Annotated in this window: 19 protein-coding genes, 4 tRNA genes and 1 pseudogene; 7 read left to right on the top strand and 17 right to left on the bottom strand. The window is 66.3% G+C overall.

Annotation, left to right across the window (positions count from 1 at the left end; translation table 11 throughout):
- Nucleotides 1-8 precede the first annotated feature (8 nt).
- The 4 genes from rpoB to rplJ all read right to left on the bottom strand — a co-directional run bounded on the left by rpoB (nt 9) and on the right by rplJ (nt 6,396).
- On the bottom strand, nt 9-3,509 hold the full coding sequence (gene rpoB, locus NC7_RS05305) for a DNA-directed RNA polymerase subunit beta (protein ID WP_067979611.1): 3,501 nt from the start codon (nt 3,507-3,509) through the stop codon (nt 9-11).
- A 525-nt stretch (nt 3,510-4,034) separates the two neighbouring features.
- Nucleotides 4,035-5,114 carry an ABC transporter ATP-binding protein gene (locus NC7_RS05300; RefSeq protein ID WP_067979609.1) on the bottom strand — a complete coding sequence of 360 codons (1,080 nt, stop codon included), beginning with the start codon at nt 5,112-5,114 and terminating at the stop codon, nt 4,035-4,037.
- Between the two features lie 229 nt (nt 5,115-5,343).
- Nucleotides 5,344-5,730: a 50S ribosomal protein L7/L12 gene (gene rplL, locus NC7_RS05295; protein WP_067979607.1), complete on the bottom strand. Its 387-nt coding sequence runs from the start codon at nt 5,728-5,730 to the stop codon at nt 5,344-5,346.
- Between the two features lie 135 nt (nt 5,731-5,865).
- Entirely contained in the window at nt 5,866-6,396 is a 531-nt protein-coding gene (rplJ, locus tag NC7_RS05290) for a 50S ribosomal protein L10 (protein WP_067979605.1), read from the bottom strand.
- Nucleotides 6,397-6,813: 417 nt separating this feature from the next.
- Here rplJ and NC7_RS05285 point away from each other — a divergent pair, with 417 nt between their 5' ends.
- Nucleotides 6,814-7,134: a hypothetical protein gene (locus NC7_RS05285; protein WP_067979603.1), complete on the top strand. Its 321-nt coding sequence runs from the start codon at nt 6,814-6,816 to the stop codon at nt 7,132-7,134.
- Nucleotides 7,135-7,203: 69 nt separating this feature from the next.
- Here the strand turns inward: NC7_RS05285 and rplA are convergent, their stop codons facing one another.
- The 10 genes from rplA to NC7_RS05235 form a co-directional block, all read right to left on the bottom strand.
- Nucleotides 7,204-7,917 (bottom strand): 50S ribosomal protein L1, encoded by a 714-nt coding sequence (gene rplA / locus NC7_RS05280; protein WP_067641870.1) that lies wholly within the window; start codon nt 7,915-7,917, stop codon nt 7,204-7,206.
- A gap of 89 nt (nt 7,918-8,006) precedes the next feature.
- The gene (gene rplK, locus NC7_RS05275; RefSeq protein ID WP_067485062.1) at nt 8,007-8,441 is read right to left on the bottom strand and encodes a 50S ribosomal protein L11; all 435 of its coding nucleotides are present in this window, start codon (nt 8,439-8,441) and stop codon (nt 8,007-8,009) included.
- 239 nt (nt 8,442-8,680) lie between these two features.
- Nucleotides 8,681-9,478 (bottom strand): transcription termination/antitermination protein NusG, encoded by a 798-nt coding sequence (gene nusG / locus NC7_RS05270; RefSeq protein ID WP_067979601.1) that lies wholly within the window; start codon nt 9,476-9,478, stop codon nt 8,681-8,683.
- Between the two features lie 112 nt (nt 9,479-9,590).
- Nucleotides 9,591-9,974: a preprotein translocase subunit SecE gene (gene secE / locus NC7_RS05265; RefSeq protein ID WP_067979598.1), complete on the bottom strand. Its 384-nt coding sequence runs from the start codon at nt 9,972-9,974 to the stop codon at nt 9,591-9,593.
- Between the two features lie 31 nt (nt 9,975-10,005).
- Nucleotides 10,006-10,078, bottom strand: a tRNA-Trp gene (locus NC7_RS05260).
- A 204-nt stretch (nt 10,079-10,282) separates the two neighbouring features.
- Nucleotides 10,283-11,356, bottom strand: a complete 1,074-nt coding sequence (locus NC7_RS05255) for a fused (3R)-hydroxyacyl-ACP dehydratase subunits HadA/HadB (protein ID WP_159372832.1) — start codon at nt 11,354-11,356, stop codon at nt 10,283-10,285.
- Between the two features lie 113 nt (nt 11,357-11,469).
- Entirely contained in the window at nt 11,470-11,640 is a 171-nt protein-coding gene (gene rpmG / locus NC7_RS05250; protein WP_019049401.1) for a 50S ribosomal protein L33, read from the bottom strand.
- A gap of 36 nt (nt 11,641-11,676) precedes the next feature.
- Nucleotides 11,677-11,752 (bottom strand) — tRNA-Met (locus NC7_RS05245).
- 59 nt (nt 11,753-11,811) lie between these two features.
- Nucleotides 11,812-11,884, bottom strand: a tRNA-Thr gene (locus tag NC7_RS05240).
- 303 nt (nt 11,885-12,187) lie between these two features.
- Nucleotides 12,188-12,270: transfer RNA gene (locus NC7_RS05235), tRNA-Tyr, on the bottom strand.
- A 174-nt stretch (nt 12,271-12,444) separates the two neighbouring features.
- Here NC7_RS05235 and NC7_RS05230 point away from each other — a divergent pair.
- Nucleotides 12,445-12,936: a YajQ family cyclic di-GMP-binding protein gene (locus NC7_RS05230; protein ID WP_067979588.1), complete on the top strand. Its 492-nt coding sequence runs from the start codon at nt 12,445-12,447 to the stop codon at nt 12,934-12,936.
- Nucleotides 12,937-12,940: 4 nt separating this feature from the next.
- On the opposite strand, the pseudogene htpX reads toward NC7_RS05230, so the two are convergent.
- Together htpX and NC7_RS05220 are read right to left on the bottom strand one after the other, a co-directional pair.
- Nucleotides 12,941-13,798, bottom strand: a pseudogene (gene htpX, locus NC7_RS05225) (zinc metalloprotease HtpX); the annotation flags it as partial.
- Nucleotides 13,799-13,994: 196 nt separating this feature from the next.
- Nucleotides 13,995-15,017, bottom strand: coding sequence for a polyprenyl synthetase family protein (locus NC7_RS05220; RefSeq protein ID WP_067979581.1), 1,023 nt, complete (start codon nt 15,015-15,017; stop codon nt 13,995-13,997).
- A 144-nt stretch (nt 15,018-15,161) separates the two neighbouring features.
- On the opposite strand from NC7_RS05220, the gene NC7_RS05215 reads away from it, so the two are divergent.
- Nucleotides 15,162-16,427, top strand: coding sequence for a geranylgeranyl reductase family protein (locus NC7_RS05215; RefSeq protein WP_067979578.1), 1,266 nt, complete (start codon nt 15,162-15,164; stop codon nt 16,425-16,427).
- On the opposite strand, the gene NC7_RS05210 is transcribed toward NC7_RS05215, so the two are convergent.
- Complete coding sequence (locus NC7_RS05210) at nt 16,420-16,920, bottom strand: DUF2505 domain-containing protein (protein WP_067979576.1); 501 nt, start codon at nt 16,918-16,920, stop codon at nt 16,420-16,422. The two genes, NC7_RS05215 and NC7_RS05210, sit on opposite strands and share 8 nt — an antisense overlap.
- Before the next feature lie 40 nt (nt 16,921-16,960).
- Between NC7_RS05210 and NC7_RS05205 the strand changes: the two genes are divergently transcribed.
- The 4 genes from NC7_RS05205 to NC7_RS05190 form a co-directional block, all read left to right on the top strand.
- Nucleotides 16,961-17,395 (top strand): DUF3592 domain-containing protein, encoded by a 435-nt coding sequence (locus NC7_RS05205; RefSeq protein ID WP_067979726.1) that lies wholly within the window; start codon nt 16,961-16,963, stop codon nt 17,393-17,395.
- Between the two features lie 73 nt (nt 17,396-17,468).
- Complete coding sequence (locus NC7_RS05200) at nt 17,469-18,611, top strand: glycosyltransferase family 4 protein (protein ID WP_067979574.1); 1,143 nt, start codon at nt 17,469-17,471, stop codon at nt 18,609-18,611.
- A 28-nt stretch (nt 18,612-18,639) separates the two neighbouring features.
- A complete protein-coding gene (locus NC7_RS05195; RefSeq protein ID WP_067979572.1) occupies nt 18,640-19,353 on the top strand; it encodes a demethylmenaquinone methyltransferase in 714 nt (237 codons plus the stop codon).
- A gap of 272 nt (nt 19,354-19,625) precedes the next feature.
- Nucleotides 19,626-23,240: bifunctional nitrate reductase/sulfite reductase flavoprotein subunit alpha (locus NC7_RS05190; RefSeq protein WP_255285039.1), on the top strand; the 3,615-nt coding region annotated here is incomplete at its 3' end.

Genomic DNA, 23,240 nt, shown 5'->3' with positions numbered 1-23,240 from the left:
CTTACCACCTAGTTGGCCAAATCGTCGACAGTGGCCGCTTCGTTCCTGGACAGGTTGATGCCCAGGTTCGCCGCGGCGCGCTCCAGATCCTCGTCGTCACCGTCACGCATCTCGATCGCGGCGCCGTCCGAGGACAGCACTTCCACGTTGAGGCACAGCGACTGGAGTTCCTTGAGGAGCACCTTGAACGACTCCGGAATGCCCGGCTCCGGAATGTTCTCGCCCTTGACGATGGCCTCGTAGACCTTCACGCGGCCGACCACGTCGTCGGACTTGATGGTCAGGAGTTCCTGCAGCGTGTACGCCGCGCCGTAGGCCTGCATGGCCCAGCACTCCATCTCACCGAAACGCTGACCACCGAACTGCGCCTTACCACCCAGCGGCTGCTGCGTGATCATCGAGTACGGGCCGGTCGAACGCGCGTGGATCTTGTCGTCGACCAGGTGGTGCAGCTTCAGGATGTACATGTAACCGACCGCGACCGGGTACGGGAACGGCTCGCCGGAGCGGCCGTCGAACAGGGTCGCCTTGCCGTTCTCGTCGACCATGCGCTCACCGTCGCGGTTGGGCAGGGTCGAGCCGAGCAGACCGGTCAGCTCGTCGTCCTTGGCACCGTCGAACACCGGGGTCGCGATGTTGGAGTCGGCCGGGGCACCCAGCATCTCCTCGGGCAGCGAGGCCGCCCACTCCGGACGGGTGCCGTCGGTGGCGACGTCGATGTTCCAGCCCGCCTTACCGATCCACCCGAGATGGGTTTCCAGGATCTGGCCGATGTTCATACGACGCGGCACACCGTGGGTGTTCAGGATGATGTCGACCGGGGTGCCGTCGGGCATGAACGGCATGTCCTCCACGGGGAGGATCTTGCCGATGACGCCCTTGTTGCCGTGGCGACCGGCGAGCTTGTCGCCGTCCTGGATCTTGCGCTTCTGCGCCACGTAGACCCGGACCAGCTCGTTCACGCCGGGGGGCAGATCGTCGTCGTCCTCGCGCGAGAACACGCGGATGCCGATGACCTTGCCGGACTCACCGTGGGGCACCTTCAGCGAGGTGTCGCGCACTTCGCGCGCCTTCTCACCGAAGATGGCACGCAGCAGGCGCTCTTCCGGGGTGAGCTCGGTCTCGCCCTTGGGCGTGACCTTGCCGACCAGGATGTCGCCGTCGCGGACCTCGGCACCGATGCGGATGATGCCGCGCTCGTCCAGGTCGGCCAGCACCTCGTCGGAGACGTTCGGGATGTCCCGGGTGATCTCCTCGGCGCCCAGCTTGGTGTCGCGGGCGTCGATCTCGTGCTCTTCGATGTGGATCGAGGTGAGAACGTCCTCTTCCACGAGGCGCTGCGACAGGATGATCGCGTCCTCGTAGTTGTGGCCTTCCCACGGCATGATCGCGACGAGCAGGTTCTTGCCGAGCGCCATCTCACCGTTCTCGGTGCAGGGCCCGTCGGCCAGGACCTGACCGGCCTCGACCCGCTGACCCTCGTCCACGATCGGACGCTGGTTGGAGCAGGTGCCCTGGTTGGAGCGGTTGAACTTGCGCATCCGGTAGGACTTGCGGCTGCCGTCGTCGGCCATCACGGTGACGTAGTCGGCCGAGACCTCCTCGACCACACCCGACTTCTCGTTCACCACGACATCGCCCGCGTCGACCGCGGCGCGCAGCTCCATACCGGTGCCGACGATGGGAGCCTCGGAGCGGATCAGCGGCACGGCCTGACGCTGCATGTTCGCGCCCATGAGGGCACGGTTGGCGTCGTCGTGCTCGAGGAACGGGATCATGGCCGTCGCGACCGACACCATCTGGCGCGGCGAGATGTCCATGTAGTCGACCTGCGACGGCGAGACGAACTCGACCTCTTCACCGGCGCGCCGCACGAGGACCTTCTCCTCGATGAAGCGACCCTCGGCGTCGACCGGCGAGTTGGCCTGCGCGCGGACGTAACGGTCTTCCTCGTCGGCCGTGAGGTACTTGACCTCGTCGGTGACCTTGCCGTCGACGACCTTGCGGTACGGCGTCTCGATGAAACCGAACGGGTTGACCCGCGCGTACACCGACAGCGAACCGATCAGGCCGATGTTCGGGCCTTCCGGTGTCTCGATCGGGCACATGCGGCCGTAGTGCGACGGGTGGACGTCACGAACTTCCAGACCGGCACGCTCACGCGACAGACCACCCGGGCCCAGCGCCGACAGACGACGCTTGTGGGTGAGACCCGAGAGCGGGTTGTTCTGGTCCATGAACTGCGACAGCTGCGAGGTTCCGAAGAACTCCTTGATCGCGGCGACCACGGGACGGATGTTGATCAGGGTCTGCGGCGTGATCGCCTCGACGTCCTGGGTCGTCATCCGCTCACGGACCACACGCTCCATGCGGGACAGGCCGACGCGGATCTGGTTCTGGATCAGCTCGCCGACGGTACGCAGACGACGGTTGCCGAAGTGGTCGATGTCGTCGACCTCGACGGGCACCTCTTCGCCACCGGGGGCGGTCATCATCTTGTCCCCGGCGTGCAGACGCACCAGGTACTCGATGGTGTCGACGATGTCTTCCTTGGTGAGCACCGAGGAAGTGACCGGCTTGTCGAGGTTGATGCCGAGCTTCTTGTTGATCTTGTAGCGACCGACGCGCGCCAGGTCGTAGCGCTTCTCCTTGAAGAACAGGTTCTCCAGCAGGGTCTGCGCGGACTCCTTGGTCGGCGGCTCGCCCGGACGCAGCTTGCGGTAGATGTCGAGCAGCGCCTCGTCCTGGCCGGGTGTGCTGTCCTTCTCCAGGGTCGACATCATGATCTCGGAGAAGCCGAAACGCTCGACGATCTCCTCGGTGGTCATGCCGAGAGCCTTGAGCAGCACGGTGACCGGCTGACGGCGCTTGCGGTCGATGCGGACACCGACGGTGTCGCGCTTGTCGACGTCGAACTCCAGCCAGGCGCCGCGCGACGGGATCACGCGCACGCTGTGCAGGTCCTTCTCGGTGGCCTTGTCGATGCTGTGATCGAAGTACACGCCGGGAGAACGCACCAGCTGCGAGACGACGACACGCTCGGTGCCGTTGATGATGAAGGTGCCCTTGTCGGTCATCATGGGGAAATCACCCATGAAGACGGTCTGGCTCTTGATCTCGCCGGTGTTGTTGTTGATGAACTCCGCGGTGACGAACAACGGCGCCGCGTAGGTCATGTCCTTCTCTTTGCACTCATCGATGGAGGCCTTGACCTCTTCGAAGCGCGGGTCGGAGAACGACAGGGACATCGAACCGGAGAAATCCTCGATCGGCGAGAGCTCTTCGAGCACCTCTTCGAGGCCGCCTGCGAGACCGACGTCGCCGCGTGCGGCCGCCTTCTCACGCCAGTCGGGAGAACCGACCAACCAGGCGAACGAGTCCGTTTGTAGGTCGAGAAGTCCGGGCACCTCCAAGGGCTCTCGGATCTTCGCGAACGAAACCCTCAACGGGGCTCCGGGGATACCAGCCTTGGTCTGGGTGGAGACTGCCAAGATGCGTCCTTCCAGCACCTCACGCGCGTCGCGTGGTGGTCCGCGACCGTCGCTTGTCTGCTACGAATTCCGCTGGTTACAACCCGAACGAAACCCGAACAGGCAGCAGCGGAAGTAACACCGGAAGGGTGGAACTCACGAGTGCGAATCAAGGTGTGGACAGGAGGCAGCCAGCGCAACGTCCAAACTTACACCCCTATGCAAGGGGGTGTCAACATACCATCCGAGTCATCACTCGGACGGCAAACGCGCCGAAGTCCCGGGACGCTGGCCGCGTCGGAAAACTCGGGCGCCGAAGCCCCTGTAACAGCTGACGCTGTTGTGAATAGGGTGACGGTTCGCGCCCGGCTCGTCAAGTGGCGCGGCGGCGCGGTGTCCGAGATCGAGATCGCCTGGCGCGCTGGGCATCCCCGCCCGAACCGCGGCTATCTTACCCGCGACACGCCGTGCGCGCCATCCCGTGAAACACCAGGTCAAGACGCTTTCCGACACAGGAACGCGAAAGGCCCCGGGCGAACCCGGGGCCTTTCGAGTCGAAACTTGTCAGCCGTTGGTCTGGCCGTGCGGCATCGCCTTGAACGATTCGGTGGGGTGATCGTTGCCCCCGTAGGCGGCCATCACCTGGGTGTCGTCCGACTCGGACAGCGACTCACGGATGGCGGCCTGGGCCGCGGCGGGCAGCGTGTGCATGATCTCGCGCACACGGGCCTGACGACGGTAGACCGCCTGCCGCGCGGGCATGCCCGGCTCGGCCTTCATCTGCGGGATGATGCCCTCGATCTCCTCGGCGCCACCGTGGTGGTGACCGGCGTCGACGAGCGCCTGCTCGCGCGCCATCTGCGCCTCGTCCTTCTCCTCGGACATACCGATCGGGCCGATCATGCGGCCGTTGAGGAACTGCTTGACCACCGGCTCCTCGCTGGTGAGCAGCACCTCACGCGGGCCGAACATCACCAGCTGACGACGGAACAGCATGCCGATGTTGTCGGGGACCGTACGGGCCAGGTTGATGTTGTGCGTCACGATGAGGATCGTCGCGTCGATCTGGGCGTTGATGTTGAGCAGCAGCTGCGCCAGGTACGAGGTACGCACCGGGTCCAGACCGGAGTCGGGCTCGTCGACGAGGATGATCTGCGGGTCGAGCACCAGGGCGCGGGCCAGACCGGCGCGCTTGCGCATACCACCGGAGATCTCACCGGGCAGTTTGTTCTCCGCGCCGAGCAGACCGGTCAGCTCGAGCTTCTCCATCACGATGCGACGGATCTCGGTTTCCGACTTCTTGGTGTGCTCGCGCAGCGGGAACGCGATGTTGTCGAAAAGGTTCATCGAGCCGAACAGCGCGCCGTCCTGGAACAGGACGCCGAACAGTTTGCGGATCTCGTAGAGCTCCTTGTTGGAGCAGGTGGTGATGTCGGTGCCATCGATGAAGATGGACCCGCGCTCGGGCCGCAGCAGACCGATGAGCGACTTCAGGAACACCGACTTACCCGTACCCGAGGGGCCGAGCAGCGCGCTCACCTCGCCCGAAGGGAGCGTGATCGACACGTCCTGCCAAATTCGCTGTGAACCGAAGGATTTGGTTACTCCCTCGGTCCTGACCTCGACGCCCACGCCTACCTCCATTGATCCTGCGAGCACCCCACCCCACTCACCGCGCGCTCACATCTCGGCGGTGCGTCACGACACTGTGGGTCCGGTCACTGTAACCCATGAGTGAGACGGGGCACACCTCTACATGACTGAAGAGTAACCCGGTCCATGCGGTACAGCGTGTATCACTTTCCCATGTCGGTATATATAACAAACGGGCGGCCCCCGAAAGGGCCGCCCGTTGTCTACGCGAAGCGCTGAACTACTTGACCGAGACCTTGGCGCCTGCCTCTTCCAGCTTCGCCTTGGCAGCCTCGGCGGCGTCCTTGGCGACCTTCTCCAGGATCGGCTTCGGGGCACCCTCGACCAGGTCCTTGGCTTCCTTCAGGCCCAGGCCCGAGACGATCTCACGGACCACCTTGATGACCTGGATCTTCTTGTCGCCCGCACCCTCGAGGATGACGTCGAACTCGTCCTGCTCCTCAGCGGCGTCGGCAACAGCGGCGCCGGGGCCCGCCTGCGCGACGGCGACGGGTGCAGCAGCGGTGACCTCGAACTTCTCCTCGAACGCCTTCACGAAGCCCGAGAGCTCCAGCAGGGTCATCTCCGAGAAAACGTCGAGCAGCTCTTCGGTGGACAGCTTGGCCATGATTGTTCCTTTCGGTGGTGAATGTCTTGGTGCGCGGGCGGTAACACCCGTGCTGTGTATATCGGCGGCACTCACGGGCCCTACGTGGTTACGCAGGCTTCCGCCTCCGGGCCCTGAGCTCGCGCCGCAGGGGTATTACTCGGCAGCGCCTTCGGCCTGCTTCTTCTCCTGCAGCGCGGCGGCCAGACGGGCCACCTGACCGGCAGGAGCCGAGAACAGCCCGGCAGCCTTGGACATGTTGCCCTTCATCGCGCCTGCCAGCTTGGCCAGCAGGACCTCACGGCTCTCGAGGTCGGCGATCTTCTCGACCTCGGACACGGACAGCGCGGCGCCGTCCATGTAGCCGCCCTTGATGACGAGCGCCTTGTTCTCCTTGGCGAAGGTCTTGATGGCCTTCGCGGCGTCGACCGGCTCACCCTGGATGAAGGTGATCGCGGTCGGTCCGACGAACAAGTCGTCCAGGCCCTCGATGCCCGCTTCCGCGGCCGCACGCTTGACCAGGGTGTTCTTGGCGACGGAGTACGTGGCACCGGCGCCGAGCGCGCGACGCAGCTCGGTGAGCTTGCCGACCGACAGGCCACGGTATTCCGTGACAACAGTGGCCGTGGAGTTCTTGAACTGCTCCGCGATCTCCGCGACAGCGGTGACCTTTTCAGGCTTCGCCATACTTCGCCTCCTCTCTGATGTCGGGGCTCATCCCCGCTTGCGCGGGGAACTCCGGTTTACGGTGCACTACCGAATCAAAGGGGCCAGCGACAAAACTAACGCCCCGGACGCAAGGCGTACCGGGGCGCGAAAGAATACTTTTCTTCTGCCTCAGCTCTCCCTGCGTGGGCCGCCAGCACTGTCGCCGGACCTTCGATCGACACCACGCAAGCGGTATCGACGACCAACGGTCTTCGGTAGAACGAATGGGTAGTCATCGAACAGGTCGATGACCGGATTCCACTGTACCCGCACCCACCCCCATCTGCCAAAACGGTCGTCCCTGTCGGCATCGTGAACGACACCGACAACACCGAGCACTGAGCAGCCGTCGTCCGACTCGGGAGAATCGGCCGCGCGGGTGCTACTAATGCGGGGGTGACTTACGACCCCGAACCGACTGTCCTCCTCTACGCCGCGGACGGCTGGTCCGTCGACGCCAGAATCAGCCGCCACAGCGGCAAGCTGCACTTCTACGGGCAAGACCTGGGTGGCCCGTTCAGCGAGTACGAGTGGTCGTGGAGCTTCGCACCGGAGACTTTCGCCGATATCAGGACTGCGCTGGCCGACCGTGATCGAACTCGGGACCTGCTGGTTGTCGTCCAGGAGTTCTTCACCGACACCGACATACGAGATCCGGGAAAGTGGCTGCGCGACAACGGTATTCCAGCGGAGTTCTGGAGCCGATTCGAGCACTGAAACGCCGCGAGGGTGGGAACGCAGCGCGTTCCCACCCTCGCGGTCGATCAGGAGCTACCTGTCAGAAGCTCACGCGTCCTCGTCGAGGAGGTTGCGGGTGCGGTTCGGGTCCACCGGGATGCCCGGGCCGGTGTTGGTCGAAACCGTGATCTTCTTGACGTAGCGACCCTTGGCGGTCGACGGCTTCACACGCAGGATCTCGTCCAGCGCGGCACCGTAGTTCTCCACCAGCTTGGCGTCGTCGAACGAGGCCTTGCCGATGACGAAGTGCAGGTTGGCCTGCTTGTCGACGCGGAAGTTGATCTTGCCGCCCTTGATGTCGTTGACGGCCTTGGTCACATCGTTGGTGACGGTGCCCGTCTTCGGGTTCGGCATCAGACCACGCGGGCCGAGGACACGCGCGATGCGGCCGACCTTGGCCATCTGGTCCGGGGTGGCGATCGCGGCGTCGAAGTCGAGCCAGCCGCCCTGGATCCGCTCGATCAGGTCCTCGGCGCCAACGGCGTCGGCACCGGCGGCCTCGGCCTCGGCGGCCTTCTCACCGGCGGCGAACACGATGACGCGGGCGGTCTTACCGGTGCCGTGCGGCAGGTTGACGGTGCCACGGACCATCTGGTCGGCCTTGCGGGGATCCACGCCGAGACGGACGGCGACCTCGACGGTCGCGTCGGTCTTGGTGGTCGCGGTCTCCTTCGCCAGGCGCGCGGCGGCCAGCGGGGAGTACAGCTTGTCGCGATCGACCTTCTCAGCAGCGGCGAGATACGCCTTGCTTCGCTTTGCCATGTTTGTCTGTCCTTAAAGGATGATGATGATGATGTTGGTGACAGAAGTGGTTTCCGGGCTTGGCTAGCCCTCCCACCTGGAGCTGACGCTCAGCCTTCGACGGTGATGCCCATCGAGCGCGCGGTACCGGCGATGATCTTCGCGGCCTGCTCGATGTCGTTGGCGTTCAGGTCTTCCTGCTTGGTCTTGGCGATCTCCCGGACCTGGTCCATGGTGACCTTGGCGACCTTGGTCTTGTGCGGCTCGGCCGAGCCCTTCTGCACACCGGCGGCCTTGAGCAGCAGCTTGGCGGCGGGCGGGGTCTTCAGCTTGAAGTCGAACGACCGGTCCTCGTACACCGAGATCTCGACCGGGATGACGTTGCCACGCTGCGACTCGGTCGCGGCGTTGTACGCCTTGCAGAACTCCATGATGTTGACGCCGTGCTGACCGAGCGCGGGGCCGACCGGAGGAGCCGGGTTCGCGGCACCGGCCTGGATCTGCAGCTTGATGATCCCGGCGAGCTTCTTCTTCTTGGGGGGCATCTTTCTTCCTTGGGTTTCGGTTCCTTACGGTTGCCGTAAGCCTGTTGCGGGATCGCTCCCACGCCGGGTCCAAGCCCGGCATTCGCGCACGACCAGGCCCGATATGCACTACGGGGAAGTCAGAACACGAACCATCACACTCTACTTGACACAACCCGCGACCTGGCAATCGGGTGGCGACCAGAACAAACGCGAAACGGCACCGCTAATAAGCGGTGCCGTTGAGCGGAGCGGAAAACTCAGATCTTGGAAACCTGGGTGAAGTTCAGCTCCACCGGGGTCTCACGACCGAAGATCGACACGAGCACCTTGAGCTTCTGCTGCTCGGCGTTGACCTCGCTGATGCTGGCGGGCAGCGTCGCGAACGGGCCGTCCATCACGGTGACCGACTCGCCGACCTCGAAGTCGACCTCGATGGTCGGCTTGCCCGCGGCCGCGGCACCGGTGTCGGCGCCGGTCGAGGTGGCGGCGGCCGCCTTCTTCTGCGCCTGCGCACCGGCCGGGACCAGGAACTTCACGACCTCGTTGATGGTGAGGGGGGTGGGCTTGGCGCCCGGGCCACCGCCGGTCATCCCGACGAAACCGGTGACACCGGGGGTGTTGCGCACCGCGCCCCACGACTCGTTGTTCAGTTCCATCCGGACGAGGATGTAGCCGGGCAGCACCTTGCGGTTGACGTTCTTCTTCTGCCCGTTCTTGATCTCGGTGACCTCTTCGGTCGGCACCTCGACCTGGAAGATGTAGTCCTCGAGTCCGAGGTTCTGCACGCGGGTCTCGAGGTTGGTCTTGACCTTGTTCTCGTAACCGGCGTAGGAGTGCACGACGTACCAGTCGCCGGGGACCCGACGCAGCTTGGCCTTCATCGACTCGACGGGGTCGGCCTCGGGATCTTCCTCGGTGGGGACCGCGGTTTCCTCGACGACGGCGTCGGCGGCCTCGTCAGCGAGCTCGGTGGTGACCTCGTCGAGGGCGTTGTCCGCCGCGACAGCGTCGTCAGCCGGGAACTCGTCGTTGGTGTCGTTCTCCGGGGTGCTCACTGAGGCACTCGCTTCCTGTGTCGTCACGTACATCCTCTGGGCCGGGTCGGGTGCGCGGAGGCACACTCCGCCGTTCCGGCCCGCGATCGGCTACCGGCGTGGGTGTCGGCGATCAGCCGAACAGCCAGTCGACACCCTTGACGAACGCTACGTCGATCCCGGCGATGAACGCGACCATGAAGACCACGAACACCAGAACGACGGTCGTATAGGTGACCATCTGCTTCCGGTTGGGCCAGATCACCTTGCGCAGTTCCGCGATGACCTCTCGCAGGAACTTGAGCAGCCGCTTGAACGGGTTGCCCGTCTTGGCCTTACCGGCAGTCTTGTCCGCCTTGCGCGAGCCCGACGGTCGGTCGAGCGTGGCCACCGAACCGGTGGTGGTCGCCGGAGAGTCCGACGTGCGCGCACGACGAGCAGTCCGCTTGCCGCTCGGCCGAGTGGCAGCGGCGGTATCGTCGCCGTCTTCGGCGCGAGTATCCCGCTCGTCCGTCACGTCGATCCTCTCTCGTCGCTGGCATTCAGGGCAGGGGCGACAGGACTTGAACCTGCAACCTGCGGTTTTGGAGACCGCTGCTCTGCCAATTGAGCTACGCCCCTTCGGTTGGACCAGCCTGGGCCGATACGTCCAACCACAATCGATATTCAGTTGTCGAACTCTTTCGAGCTCTGGCTTCACACAACACGCGCGCCGCTTCCGTGGGAGCAGGCTCCCGGGAAGTCAGCGCGCAGCAGCCGGTGACCCCAGAGTCCCGAGTGTACGTTACCGCGTGGGCAATGTGCCAATCGGGACACTCGACCAGGTCAGGCCAGCTGAACCGTTGCCGTGGCGCGGCCGAAGATCTTCTTGCCCGCCGATTTCGCCGTGATGGCGACGACGGCCGTTCGGGTCTCCGGGTCGACCGATTTCACCTTACCGGTGAAATCCACCTCGGCCGGGGCGTCGGCACCCACATACACCGGGCTGGTGAAGCGCACGTTGTATTCCTTCACCGCGCCGGGATCGCCGAGCCAGGAGGTGACGAATCCGCCGCCGAGACCCATGGTGAGCATGCCGTGGGCGACCACGTTGTCGAGGCCGACGAGTTTGACGATCTCGTCACTCCAGTGGATGGGGTTCGCGTCGCCGGAGACACCGGCGTAGTTCACCAGGTCGCCACGGGTGAGCCGGACGGTCCTTGCGGGCAGCTCGTCACCGGCCGCGATGCTCTCGAAGGCGAGGGCGTGCGTGCTGAGTCGCGGCTCGGGCTGTTTGGTCACCGGGTCCGGGGTGATCGCGGCGAAGGCGTCGCTCGGCGCGTGGTGGGCCGGTTCGTCGTCACCGAGGCCGTGCATGAGCACGTTGCGGACCGCCGCCGACATATTCGGATCGATATCGCCGCCGCTGCGCCCGATGAGCGTGGTGTAGGTGGTGAGCACCAATTCGTCGTCGGCGTCGGTGACGATGTTCTTGGTCACGATGATGTCGCCGCCGAATGCCTGCCGGAACGAATGCAGATAGACGTCACAGGTGAGCCGGTCGCCGACGCGGATCGGCCGATGGAATTCCAGGATCTGATCGGTCTGCATGATCTGGCTGAGGTCGTATCCGGTGACGATCTCCTCGAACAACCGGCGCTGGGCCAGGATGCCGACCAGGGAGATGAACGTGAGCGGGGCGACCAGACCGGAGTGACCGTATTCGCGCGCGATGTCCTCGTCCCAGTGCACCGGGTGGTAGTCCTGTACGGCGCGGGCGTATTCACGCACCTTTTCGCGACCGACCTCGTAATAGTCGTCGACCCGGTAGTGGTGACCGACCATCGAGGCCGCGTGGGCGGCGGGATCGAATGCTTCGGCGGCTGCGGCCGAGACCGCTTCGTCAGTTCCGGTGTTCACTGTCACAGCGTGGCACATTACCCACTTGTGCGCGCACACCCTCGGCGACCGTCCCCGGAAAACGCGCGAAGGCCGGACTTTCGTCCGGCCTTCGGCAGATGTTTTTGTTCGAATCAGCGCGATTCGCGGTGCGCCCGGTGGGTGCCGCAGTTCGGGCAGAACTTCTTCAGCTCGAGGCGGTCCGGGTCGTTGCGCCGGTTCTTCTTGGTGATGTAGTTGCGGTGCTTGCACTCTTCGCAGGCCAAGGTGATCTTTGGCCGGACATCGGTGGACTTCGCGGCCACGATATGCCTTCTTTCCGGTCTGGGCTGAGTCGTTATTGGTAGCGATGGCCGGACTTGAACCGGCGACACAACGATTATGAGTCGTTTGCTCTACCGACTGAGCTACACCGCCACGGCGGACCTATTACGGTGGGGCCGGCGGGAAAGTCGGTCACCACCGGCAATCCGGCGAGCCCCCTAACGGAATCGAACCGTTGACCTTTTCCTTACCATGGAAACGCTCTGCCGACTGAGCTAAGGGGGCATGACTACGTGGCACAGGGTCTTGTTCGGCGAACCGATCAGTGCGACTCCGTGCTCCGGCGTCCTGAAAGAGATTACACACTACCAACGAACACCACCAAATCGCCTGGTGAGAGCACCTTTTTGCGCCAACCAGCCCACTCATCACGCAAGCACATGGGTAACTCACCGGGTACGAACTGACTCACCCCCTCGATCAAAGCTTGCCGCGTCGACAACAGACACGCACCTGAGCCTGGCCCAAAGTCACGGAGAGGCGGAACAGCAGAACCCCGCCGATCGTGATGATCGACGGGGTTCGATGTGGCAGATGTAGGATTCGAACCTACGTAGGCTTGCGCCGACAGATTTACAGTCTGCTCCCATTGGCCGCTCGGGCAATCTGCCTGTGCGCCGTTTCCGGTGCGCTGAGAGCTTACAACGAACCCACCCCGAGGATGCAAACCGCCTGCACAGACCCCCTGCGGGCGCGGACTCCGGCGCGTTGCGGGTACAACTGTCTCGGCGGCAGGCAGTCTTGCCGCGGAGCTTTACGGACCTTCCGAAGAACAGGAGCGCAGTGTGGCTGATTCGTCATTCGACGTGGTGAGCAAGGTCGACCGGCAGGAGGTCGACAATGCGCTGCATCAGGCGGAGAAGGAGCTGAACTCCCGCTACGACTTCAAGGGCACCGACGCCTCGATCGCCTGGTCCGGCGAGGAGGCCATCGTGCTCACCGCCAACGCCGAGGAGCGGGTGCAGGCGGCGCTCGACGTGTTCAAGGAGAAGCTGATCCGACGCGACATCTCGCTCAAGGCGTTCGACGCGGGCGAGCCGCAGGCGTCGGGCAAGGTGTTCAAGATCACCGGCACGCTGGTGCAGGGCATCGACACCGAGAAGGCGAAGAAGATCTCCAAGAAGATCCGCGACGAGGGCCCCAAGGGTGTGAAGGCGCAGATCCAGGGTGAGGAACTGCGCGTCAGCAGCAAGAAGCGCGACGACCTGCAGGCGGTGATCTCGCTACTCAAGGGCGAGGACTTCGGTATCGCCCTGCAGTTCGTGAACTACCGCTAGTTGGTCAGTGCCGGTGCGTTCCGCCCGCCATTTCCTCGAGCCGCCGAATGCGGTCGGCGGTCGGGGGGTGGGTGGAGTACCAGCGGGCGATGCGGTCGCCCACGCGGAACGGGTTGGCGATCATCAGGTGCGATTCGCTGGTGATCTTCGGGTCCGGCGGCAGGGGGGCCGCCTGGACGCCGCGTTCGATCTTGCGTAGGGCCGAGGCGAGGGCGAGCGGGTCGCCGGTGAGTTCGGCACCGGACTGGTCGGCCTGGTACTCACGCGACCGCGACACCGCCATCTTGATGAGACCGGCCGCGATCGGTCCGAGCAGGGAGACCAGCAGCACCCCGATGACGTTCGGACCCTGCCCGTCGCGGTTGCCGAACGAACTGGCCAGGAACGCGAAGTTGGCCAGACCCGTGATGACCGAGGCCATCGCACCCGCCACCGACGAGATGAGGATGTCGCGGTTGTAGACGTGTGACAGCTCGTGGCCGAGCACCGCCCGCAACTCCCGTTCGTCGAGTAATTGCAGGATGCCGCTGGTACAGCACACTGCCGCGTTGCGTGGATTGCGCCCGGTGGCGAAGGCGTTGGGCGCGTTGGTCGGGCTGATGTAGAGGCGCGGCATGGGCTGCCGGGCCGCGGTCGCGAGTTCGCGCACGATCCGGTACATGACCGGGGCTTCCAGTTCGCTCACCGGCTGGGCGTGCATGGCCTTCAACGCCAGCTTGTCGCTGTTGAAGTAGGCGTAGGCGTTCATCGCGACGGCCAGCACGATCGAGATGACCAGGATCGTCGGACTGCGGAACATCGCACCGATGGCGACGATGAGCGCCGACATGGCGACCATCAGCACGGTTGTCCGCAGCATGTTCCGCCTCTCCGCGACTTTTGGCCAGACTCGGGTACGTGCGGGCTCGCGTTGGCGGCCAGGCAGCGGTGGTGGTCTGGTCAGCCCGTTCCCGACGAGTTACCCATGTTCATGCGAAATCAGGTGTTGCGTTCTGGCACACAGGGTGCGCTCCGGCAACTCCCTTTGTTGAACGGGTGTCGGGTGGGAGAAGTTCCCGTCAGCCGACTCGCTCGATGGTGTAGCGGACGAGGCGGGTGAGAGCGTCGTTGGCCGGACCGGCGGGCAGCGCGGCCAGTTCGGCGTCGGCCAGGTCGGCGTATTCCTGCAGCTTGTCCTTGGCCAGCGCCATACCGGGCGAGCGGCGCAGCAGGTCCAGGGCCTCGTCGACCTCGGCGTCGGTGCCGAGCGGGTGGTCGAGCAGGGTGCGCAGACGGTCGCCGTCGGCGCCGCGCTCGCGCAGGGCGTAGAGCACCGGCAGGGTGTGCACGCCTTCGCGCAGGTCGGTGCCGGGGGTTTTGCCGGACTGCTCCGACGACGACGAGATGTCGATGATGTCGTCGGAGATCTGGAAGGCGGTGCCGACCGCGTCACCGAGGCGGGCCAGGCGCTCGACGTGTTCGCTGTCGGCACCGGAGAAGGTGCCGCCGAAGCGGCCCGCGGCGGCGATGAGCGAACCGGTCTTTTCCCACACCACCTTCAGGTAGTGCTCGACGGGGTCCTGGGTCTGCTTGGCGCCCATGGTTTCCCGCATCTGACCGGTGACCAGCTCGGCGAACGTCTCGGCGATGATGCGCACCGCGTCGGGGCCGAGGGTGGAGGTGAGGCGGGAGGCGTGCGCGAACAGATAGTCACCGGCGAGGATGGCGATGTTGTTACCCCAGCGCGAATTCACGCTTTCGGCGCCGCGGCGCTGGGTGGCCTCGTCCATCACATCGTCGTGGTAGAGGGTGGCCAGGTGCACGAGTTCGACGACCGTGCCCGCGGTGACCAGCGCGGGATCGGTCGGATTCGGGCCGAGCTGGCCGGTGAGCAGGGTGAACAGCGGCCGGAACCGCTTGCCGCCCGCCCTGGCCAGGTGCAGCGCGGCCTCCTGCAGGAATTCCTCGCCGTCGGAGAGTTCGTCGACGAGCAGCTTCTCGACTGCGGCCAGCCCGTCGCGCACGGTGGCGGCGAGTTCCGGGTCGACGAGATCGACCCCGGCAACCACGGTGCTCTCGTCGCTCACAGCCGATGTGCTCATTAGTTTCTCCCAGCGATGTGTCCGACCCCGACGGGTAGCAACCTAGCGTGTTCCTGCGCCACAGCCGATGAACCCCGTCACACGTGAGAATTCCCGGTGCACCCGCCACTCTCGCACAGCCGCGCGAAGTGCCAGTATTGAGCCATGGGTTCACCGGATCTCGTCCCCGCCGACCACGCGACGCTGCCCGACACCGTAGAGGTGCTCGTGGTGGGGGCCGGACCTGCGGGTTCCGCCTCGGCGGCGTGGGCGGCCCGCGCCGGACGCGATGTGCTGCTGCTCGATTCGGCCGTCTTCCCGCGCGACAAGACCTGCGGTGACGGTCTCACCCCGCGCGCCACCGCCGAATTGGAACATCTCGGGCTCGGCGAGTGGTTGCGCGCGCACACGGTGAACCACGGATTGCGGATGGCCGGTTTCGGTCGGGAGGCACTGCTGCCCTGGCCGGGCGGGTCCTTTCCCACCTACGGAAGCGCCGTTCCGCGAACCGAACTCGACAACACCTTGCGTGAGACGGCGATCAAGTCCGGTGCCCGGATGGTCGACGGGGCGAAGGTCACCGAAGTGCTGCGCGACGGCGACCGGGTCACCGGGGTGACCGTGCGCATCGGCGACACCACACACACCGTGCACTGTCGAGTGCTGGTCGTGGCCGACGGGGTGCGCTCCCCCATCGGCAAACAGCTCGGCCGCACCTGGCATCGTCGCTATGCCTACGGCACCGCCGCCCGCGCCTACATCACCTCCGGCCGCAGCGACGACCAGTGGATCTCCTCGCATCTGGAACTGCGCAATGCCGACGACCAGCTGGTTCCCGGCTACGGCTGGATCTTCCCGCTCGGCAACGGCGAGGTGAACATCGGTGTCGGTTCGCTGGCCACGGAGGCGCGGCCCTCGCATGTCGCGCTGAAACCGCTGCTCGAGCACTACACCCGGCTGCGCCGCGAGGAATGGGAGTTCGAGGGCGAACTGCGCGCGGTGGCCTCGGCGCTCCTGCCGATGGGCGGGGCGGTGTCGAATGTGGCCGGACGCAACTGGGTGCTGGTCGGTGACGCCGCGGGCTGCGTGAATCCGCTCAACGGTGAAGGCATCGACTACGGGCTCGAAGGCGGTCACCTGCTGGCCGACCTGCTCGACGAACCGGACCTGTCGCAACTGTGGCCGCAGCTGCTGCGCGAGCGCTACGGGCGCACCTTCTCCGTGGCGCGCAGGCTGGCCGGGCTGGCCACGCACCCGAAGATGGTCCCGCTGGGCGGCCCCCCGGTGATGCGCTCGAAGTACTTGCAGCGCACCGCTGTTCGCGTGATGGGCAACCTGGTGACCGATGAGGACGAGGACCTGACCGCCCGCCTGTGGCGAACGGCCGGTCGAACCTCGCTGCGCGCCGACGAACTACCGCCGTTCAGCTGAGCTTCGCAAACCAACCCTCGATGAACTTGCGTTCGCTGTTGAGAACACGCTGGTGCAGTTGTTCGGCCAGCGGCTCGATGGCGCCGCCGACCAACGGCACCTTCACGGTGACGGTGCCGACGACCTCGATCTCGCTGCCCTCGGCGGTGGGCCGCAGCTCGTAGGTACCCGACATCTCGGTGGTGATCCCACCGCTGCGTCCGGTGAAGCTGCCCTTGGCGACCTCACCGTCGAGCGGCTGCCAGACATCGGTGCGGGCGAGCACCAGATCGCTCTTGAGAACCTTGCGGACCAGCGCGGGAACCTTGTCCCGGCCGGGAGTTTCGGTCATCTCGATGCGGATCGAATCCGGTCCTTCGGGATGGGAGAGTTCCAGCGTCGCGGTCTCGGCGGCGGCGAACCGCTCCTGCCAGACCGCGTCGTCGACGAGTGCCCGGTGAAGATCTTCGACCGGGACGGCATAAGGCACGGTGAAGCTGAATTTTCGGGACATGGTGGCACACGGTAGTGCAGCCCACCGTTAGGGTGGCGTGGTGTCGGAAACCAGCCAGTCGGATAGGTACTCCGATCGCCTGCGGCGGGTGCGAACCGGAATCCTCGGTACCGCGACGGTGATCAGTGTGCTCATGGTGCTGCTGGTACTCGCCGCGTGGCGCAACGACTTCGAGATCGAACGCAACCGTGGGGTCACCTCCGGTGAGGTGCTGTCGGCGGGGCGGTTGCGCTCGGCGGTGATGTACGTGACGCCCGACAGCGTCACCCACAATCCGAAGGTCGGGATCCTGTATCCCACCAATCTCACCGCCGGTCAGCGCATCAATGTGGAGTACAGCACCCGCGACCCCGACCTGGTCCGGGTGGCCGGTCGGGACGCACGGGTGGCGATCGTGCCCGCCGCCTCGGTGATCGTGGTCGTCTGGGCGCTCGCGCTGCCCGCGTTGTGGCTGGTGCGGCGCAGACAGCGGTAACTTTCCCCTGCTGTTCGCCCCGGCTTCATGTCGGTGTGGGTGTGGCGCGCGCTGGGACGGTCACTCTTGGAGTGTGCGCGTAGCCATCGTCTCGGAGTCTTTCCTGCCGAACATGAACGGCGTCGTCAATTCCGTGCTCCGGGTGCTCGACCACCTGGACCAGCACGGGCACGATGCCATGATCGTGGCGCCCGATACGCTGCGCGGCGCACCGCCCGCCCCGCGCCTGCACGGCCGGTTCCCGGTGCATCGGGTGCCCGCGATGATGGTGCCGAAGGTGAGTTCGTTGCCTGTCGGTCTGCCACAGCCCGGGATCACTGCCGCGATCGCCGACTTCGACCCGGACGTGGTGCATCTGGCCTCGCCATTCCTGCTCGGCGCGGGCGGGCTCGCCGCGGCGACCCGCCTCGACCTCCCCTCCATCGCGGTGTACCAGACCGATGTGGCCGGTTTCGCCAAGAGTTACGGGCTCGGGCTGGCCGCGCGGGCGGCGTGGGCGTGGACGCGCCGGATCCACGAAGGCGCCACCCGCACCCTCGCACCGTCGTCGGCCGCCGCGGCGGACCTGGCCGAACACGGCATTCCCCGGGTGCACAGGTGGGGGCGCGGTGTCGATGTCGACCGGTTCAACCCGGCCGCGCGCAGTGCCGAGTTGCGCGCGAGCTGGCTCGGCACGAGCGAACGGCTGGTGGTCGGGTTCGTCGGCAGGCTCGCGCCGGAGAAGCACGTGGAACGGTTGGCCGCGCTCGCGGATGACCCGTCCGTTCAGCTCGTCGTCGTCGGTGACGGGCCTGAGCGCGCACGGCTGAGCAGGCTGATGCCGCGCGCGGTGTTCACCGGTGAACTGGGCGGTTCCGAGCTGGCCACCCACTACGCCAGCCTCGATGTGATGGTGCATCCGGGCGAGCACGAGACGTTCTGTCAGGGCGTGCAGGAGGCATTGTCGTCGGGGGTGCCGGTGATCGGGCCCGACGCCGGTGGACCGCGCGACCTGATCGCCCATTGCCGCAACGGCTACCTGTTGCCGGTCGACCGGTTCGCCGAGCTCCTGCCGAGCGCGGTGTCGGCACTGCGCGACACCGAGCAGCGTGCCCGGTTCGCGGCGGCGGCACGCAAGTCGGTGCTGCACCGCACCTGGCCCGCCATCTGCACCGAACTGATGGGCCACTACGCCGATGTCACCGGGATGCGGCAGCGATTGCCGCGCTCGGCCTAGCCCACCTCGGTGCGGATAAGCTCGAATCGTGGCGACAACAGAGCAGCGGGAACCGATCAGGGCTTCGCTGGACAAGCAACCCCACGAGGTCGCGTCGATGTTCGACGGTGTGGCGAAACGCTACGACCTCACCAACACGGTCATCTCCGGTGGCCAGGACCGGTACTGGCGGTGGGCGACGCGACGCGCACTCGCCCTCCGCCCCGGCGAGCGCGTGCTCGACCTTGCCGCGGGCACCGGTGTGTCCACCGTGGAACTCGGCAAGTCCGGCGCCTGGTGCGTGGCCGCCGACTTCTCCCAGGGCATGCTCGGCGCGGGCCGGTTCCGGCGGGTGCCGATGGTGGCGGGCGATGCCATGGCACTGCCGTTCGCCGACGACTCCTTCGACGCGGTGACCATCTCCTTCGGCTTGCGCAACGTGGCCGACATCGACCTGGCGATGCGCGAGATGCTGCGTGTCACCAAGCCCGGCGGACGACTCGTCGTGTGCGAGTTCTCGACCCCGGTGTTCGGGCCGTTCCGCACCGTCTACATGGAGTACCTCATGAAGGCGTTGCCCCGGGTGGCGCGCGCGGTGAGCTCCAATCCGGACGCCTACGTGTACCTGGCCGAGTCGATCCGGGCGTGGCCGAACCAGCGCAGGCTGGCCAGGCGCATCGCCGACGCGGGCTGGGACTCGGTGCAGTGGCGTGACCTCACCGGTGGTGTCGTCGCGCTGCATCGCGGCTACAAAATGGGCTGACCTGCGCTGATCCACAGGGTGAGTCCGGTCACGCCGGTCACCCGCCGCCATCTTCGGCAAACCTCGGAAGATCCCCTGATCAGGGACTATATTCCGGTGGCAACCTCACAGCCCGGATTTTCGTCGGTGAGGTCGATTGTCACCTGGACATAACGTTCGTTAAATCGAGCGCAACGCCGGGTGCGGATGATCGGTGCCATGACAGGTCAGCGCTCGGACACGCCTACCCGCGTCACCACGCAGGGCGCCCGAGCATGCCGAGGGGGGCGCCCATGACCGGCGACGATTCGGTGCGCACGCAGTGCTCGTACTGCGGTGTCGGCTGCGGCATCTCCGTCCGGACGGCGTCCGACCCGTCCGGTGCCCCGGTGATCGCCAAGGTCAGCGGCGACAAATTGCACCCCGCGAACGCCGGGCGACTCTGCACGAAGGGCGCGACGCACGCGGAGATGATGGCCGCACCCGGCCGGATGTCCACCGCCTACCGCCGCCCCGCCCGCGGGCAGGCACCCGTCGCGCTGCCGGTCGACGACGCCGTCCGCGAAACCGCCGACCGGTTGCGCGCGATCCTCGACGAACACGGGCCCGACGCCATCGCGCTCTACGTGTCCGGGCAGATGTCGCTGGAAGCCCAGTACCTGGCGACCAAACTCGCCAAGGGCTACCTGCGGACCAAACACATCGAAGCCAACTCTCGGCTGTGCATGGCCAGCGCGGGCACCGGCTACAAGCAGTCGCTCGGTGCCGACGGCCCGCCCGGCTCCTACGACGACTTCGAGCACGCCGATCTGTTCTTCGTCACCGGCGCGAACATGGCCGACTGTCACCCGATCCTGTTCCTGCGTATGGCCGACCGACTCAAGGCCGGAGCCAAGCTGATCGTCGTCGACCCGCGACGCACCGAAACCGCCGCCCGCGCCGACCTCTTCCTGCAGATCGCGCCCGGCACCGACCTTGCCCTGCTCAACGGACTGCTGCACCTGCTCGTCGCCGACGGCGCCATCGACACCGACTTCATCGCCGAACACACCGAGGGCTGGGAGGCGATGCCCGAGTTCCTCGCCGACTACCCGCCCGCTCGGGTCGCCGAACTGACCGGCCTCGCCGAGGCGGATATCAGGACCGCTGCGAGCATGATCGCCGAGGCGGGCGAGTGGATGTCGCTGTGGACGATGGGACTCAACCAGTCCACCCACGGCACCTGGAACACCAACGCCCTGATCAACCTGCACCTGGCCACCGGTGCGATCTGCCGACCAGGCAGTGGGCCGTTCTCCCTGACCGGCCAGCCCAACGCGATGGGCGGGCGCGAGATGGGTTACATGGGGCCGGGGCTGCCCGGTCAGCGCAGCCTGCTCTCCCCCGCCGACCGCGCCTTCGTCGAGACCGAGTGGGACCTGCCCGAAGGCTCGCTGCGCACCGAAGCGGGTCCGGGAACCATCGACATGTTCGCGGGTCTGGCCGACGGCGAGATCAAGGCGGCGTGGATCATCTGCACCAATCCCGTTGCCACCGTGGCCAACCGGAAGACGGTGATCGCCGGGCTCGAGGCGGCCGAACTCGTGGTGGTGCAGGACGCCTACACCGAGACCGCGACCAACTCCTACGCCGATCTGCTGCTGCCAGCCACCCTGTGGGCGGAAAGCGATGCGGTGATGGTGAATTCGGAACGCAATGTCACCCTGCTGAACCGTTCCGTCGACCCGGTCGGTGAGGCCAGGCCCGACTGGCTGCTCATCGCCCAGGTGGCCACCGCCATGGGTTTCCCTGGATTCGACTTCGCGTCGAGCGCCGAGGTTTTCGACGAGCTGCGTCGATTCACCAACCCGGCCACCGGCTACGACCTGAGCGGGATGAGTTACGACCGCTTGCGCGAGGGGCCGATGCAGTGGCCGTGCAACGACAGCGACAGCCCACGCAACCCGATCCGCTACCGCAACGACGGCATTCACCAGCCGCTGCACATCGATGCCGACGGTCATACGCCACGGCTGGCCTTCGCGACGCCGAGCAGGCGCGCGGTGTTCTTCCCGCGCCCGCACCTGCCCGCTGCTGAACTTCCTGATGACGACTACCCCTTCCTGCTCAATACCGGCCGACTGCAACACCAGTGGCACACCATGACCAAAACCGGCAAGGTCACCAAACTGGCCAAACTGAACCCGCAACCGTTCGTCGAGGTGCACCCCGACGACGCCACCCGCCTCGACTTGCAGCCCGGCGATCAACTCGAAATCGCTTCCCGCCGTGGGCGAGCCGTACTCCCGGTCCGCATCAGTGACCGGGTCCGTCCTGGCGACTGCTTCGCTCCTTTCCACTGGAATGACGAACAGGGCGAATACCTGACGATCAACGCCGTCACCAACGACGCCGTCGACCCCGCCTCGCTGCAACCGGAGTTCAAGGCCTGCGCGGTGGCGTTGCGCCGCGTGGGTCCGGCCCCCGAGGCGGCGACGGGGGTTCGACCGTCCCAGTTCGCCATCTCCGACGGCCAGAACTCGATACCGCCCGCACAGTCGGACCAGCACCTGCCGCCGAGCGCACCGACCTCCCAAGACCCGACGCAGCCGGTCGCCCACCCCGGTCGAGCGGTTCCCGCTGTCGGACACGGAACCCGCCCGATGACAGAGCTCAGCCAGGGTGGTCAGCATCCGCTGGCCGCGATGCTCGGCCTCGACGCAGGCGTCGCACCATTGCTCAGCGAAGCTGAGCGCATCTATCTCGGCGGGTATCTCGCTGCGCTACAAACACTTCCGATCTCGGGCCAGCCCGTGCTACCGACCACCGCCCCGTTGTCGCCGCAAGCCCGATTGTGGGTCGACGGCATGTTGGCCGGTATGTACTCCCGCAGTGTCACCGAAACCCCCACCACCGTCAGCACCTCCACCGGCACTGCGTTCAGCGGCTCATTCCTCGGCGCCCCGCCGATCGGCACCCCTTCCGCAGGCGGCGGGGCAACGGCGGGCCGGAGTGCCGCGGCCACGACGGTGACGGTGCTGTGGGCGTCGCAGACCGGAAACGCCGAGGAACTGGCCGCGTCGGTTGCCGCACGACTCGCCGATGACGGGTTCCTCCCCAAGCTGCTCGACATGGACTCCTGCGAGCCCACCGCACTCGACGGTGACGTTCTCGTCGTCACCAGCACCTTCGGCGACGGCGGGCCGCCCGACAACGGCGCCGACTTCCTCGCCCGGCTCGAGGACACCGCGCTCCGGCTACCCCGGGTCCGCTACGCGGTATTCGCCCTCGGCGACTCCTCCTACGACGACTTCTGCGGGCACGGTCGCACCCTCGACACCCTTCTCGCCGCGCGCGGCGCCCACCGCATGCTCCCCCGCGTCGACAGCGAACCCGATTTCGACGACGCCGCCGACCAGTGGGTCGCCGATGTCCTCGCTGTCCTCGCCCCGGACGGCACCACACCGTCCGGCTCCGGTTCCACTCCACCCCGCGCCCCCTCGGCATTCGGCACCACGTCAACGGGGTCCGCACCGACCGGCACTTCTTTCGCCGCGGCCTCCTATCAGTTCGACTCCGCACCGACCGCCGGTACCGATCCGGCCGCCGCGCCGACCGCCGATTTCGATCCGGCTCCCGCGCCGACCGCCGGTACCGATCCGGCTGCCGCACCGACCATGGGCGTCCCCTCCACCGTCGCGGGCGCTCAATTCAACGCCGCCCTGCCCGGAGCAGCGGCCCCTGTGTCGCCCGGATTCGGACCGGTGCCAGGCGGGGCCCGGCCCCTCGGATTCGATGCGCCCCAACACTCCTCGGCACGTGGTGCCGCGCCCCAGCCGTATCCCGAACAGGCCGCGAGCCGCCCGAGTGGTCGAGGTGGCGCCTCCGTCCTCGATCGCCCGCAGGCCGCGCCGTCCCGGCGGGCGCCC

The sequence above is a fragment of the Nocardia caishijiensis NBRC 108228 genome (genome assembly GCF_001612825.1).
GTDB classification, from domain to species: Bacteria; Actinomycetota; Actinomycetes; order Mycobacteriales; family Mycobacteriaceae; genus Nocardia; species Nocardia caishijiensis.
The sequence above is the reverse complement of the archived record's forward strand: the minus strand, read 5'-3'. Positions and strand labels throughout refer to the sequence as shown.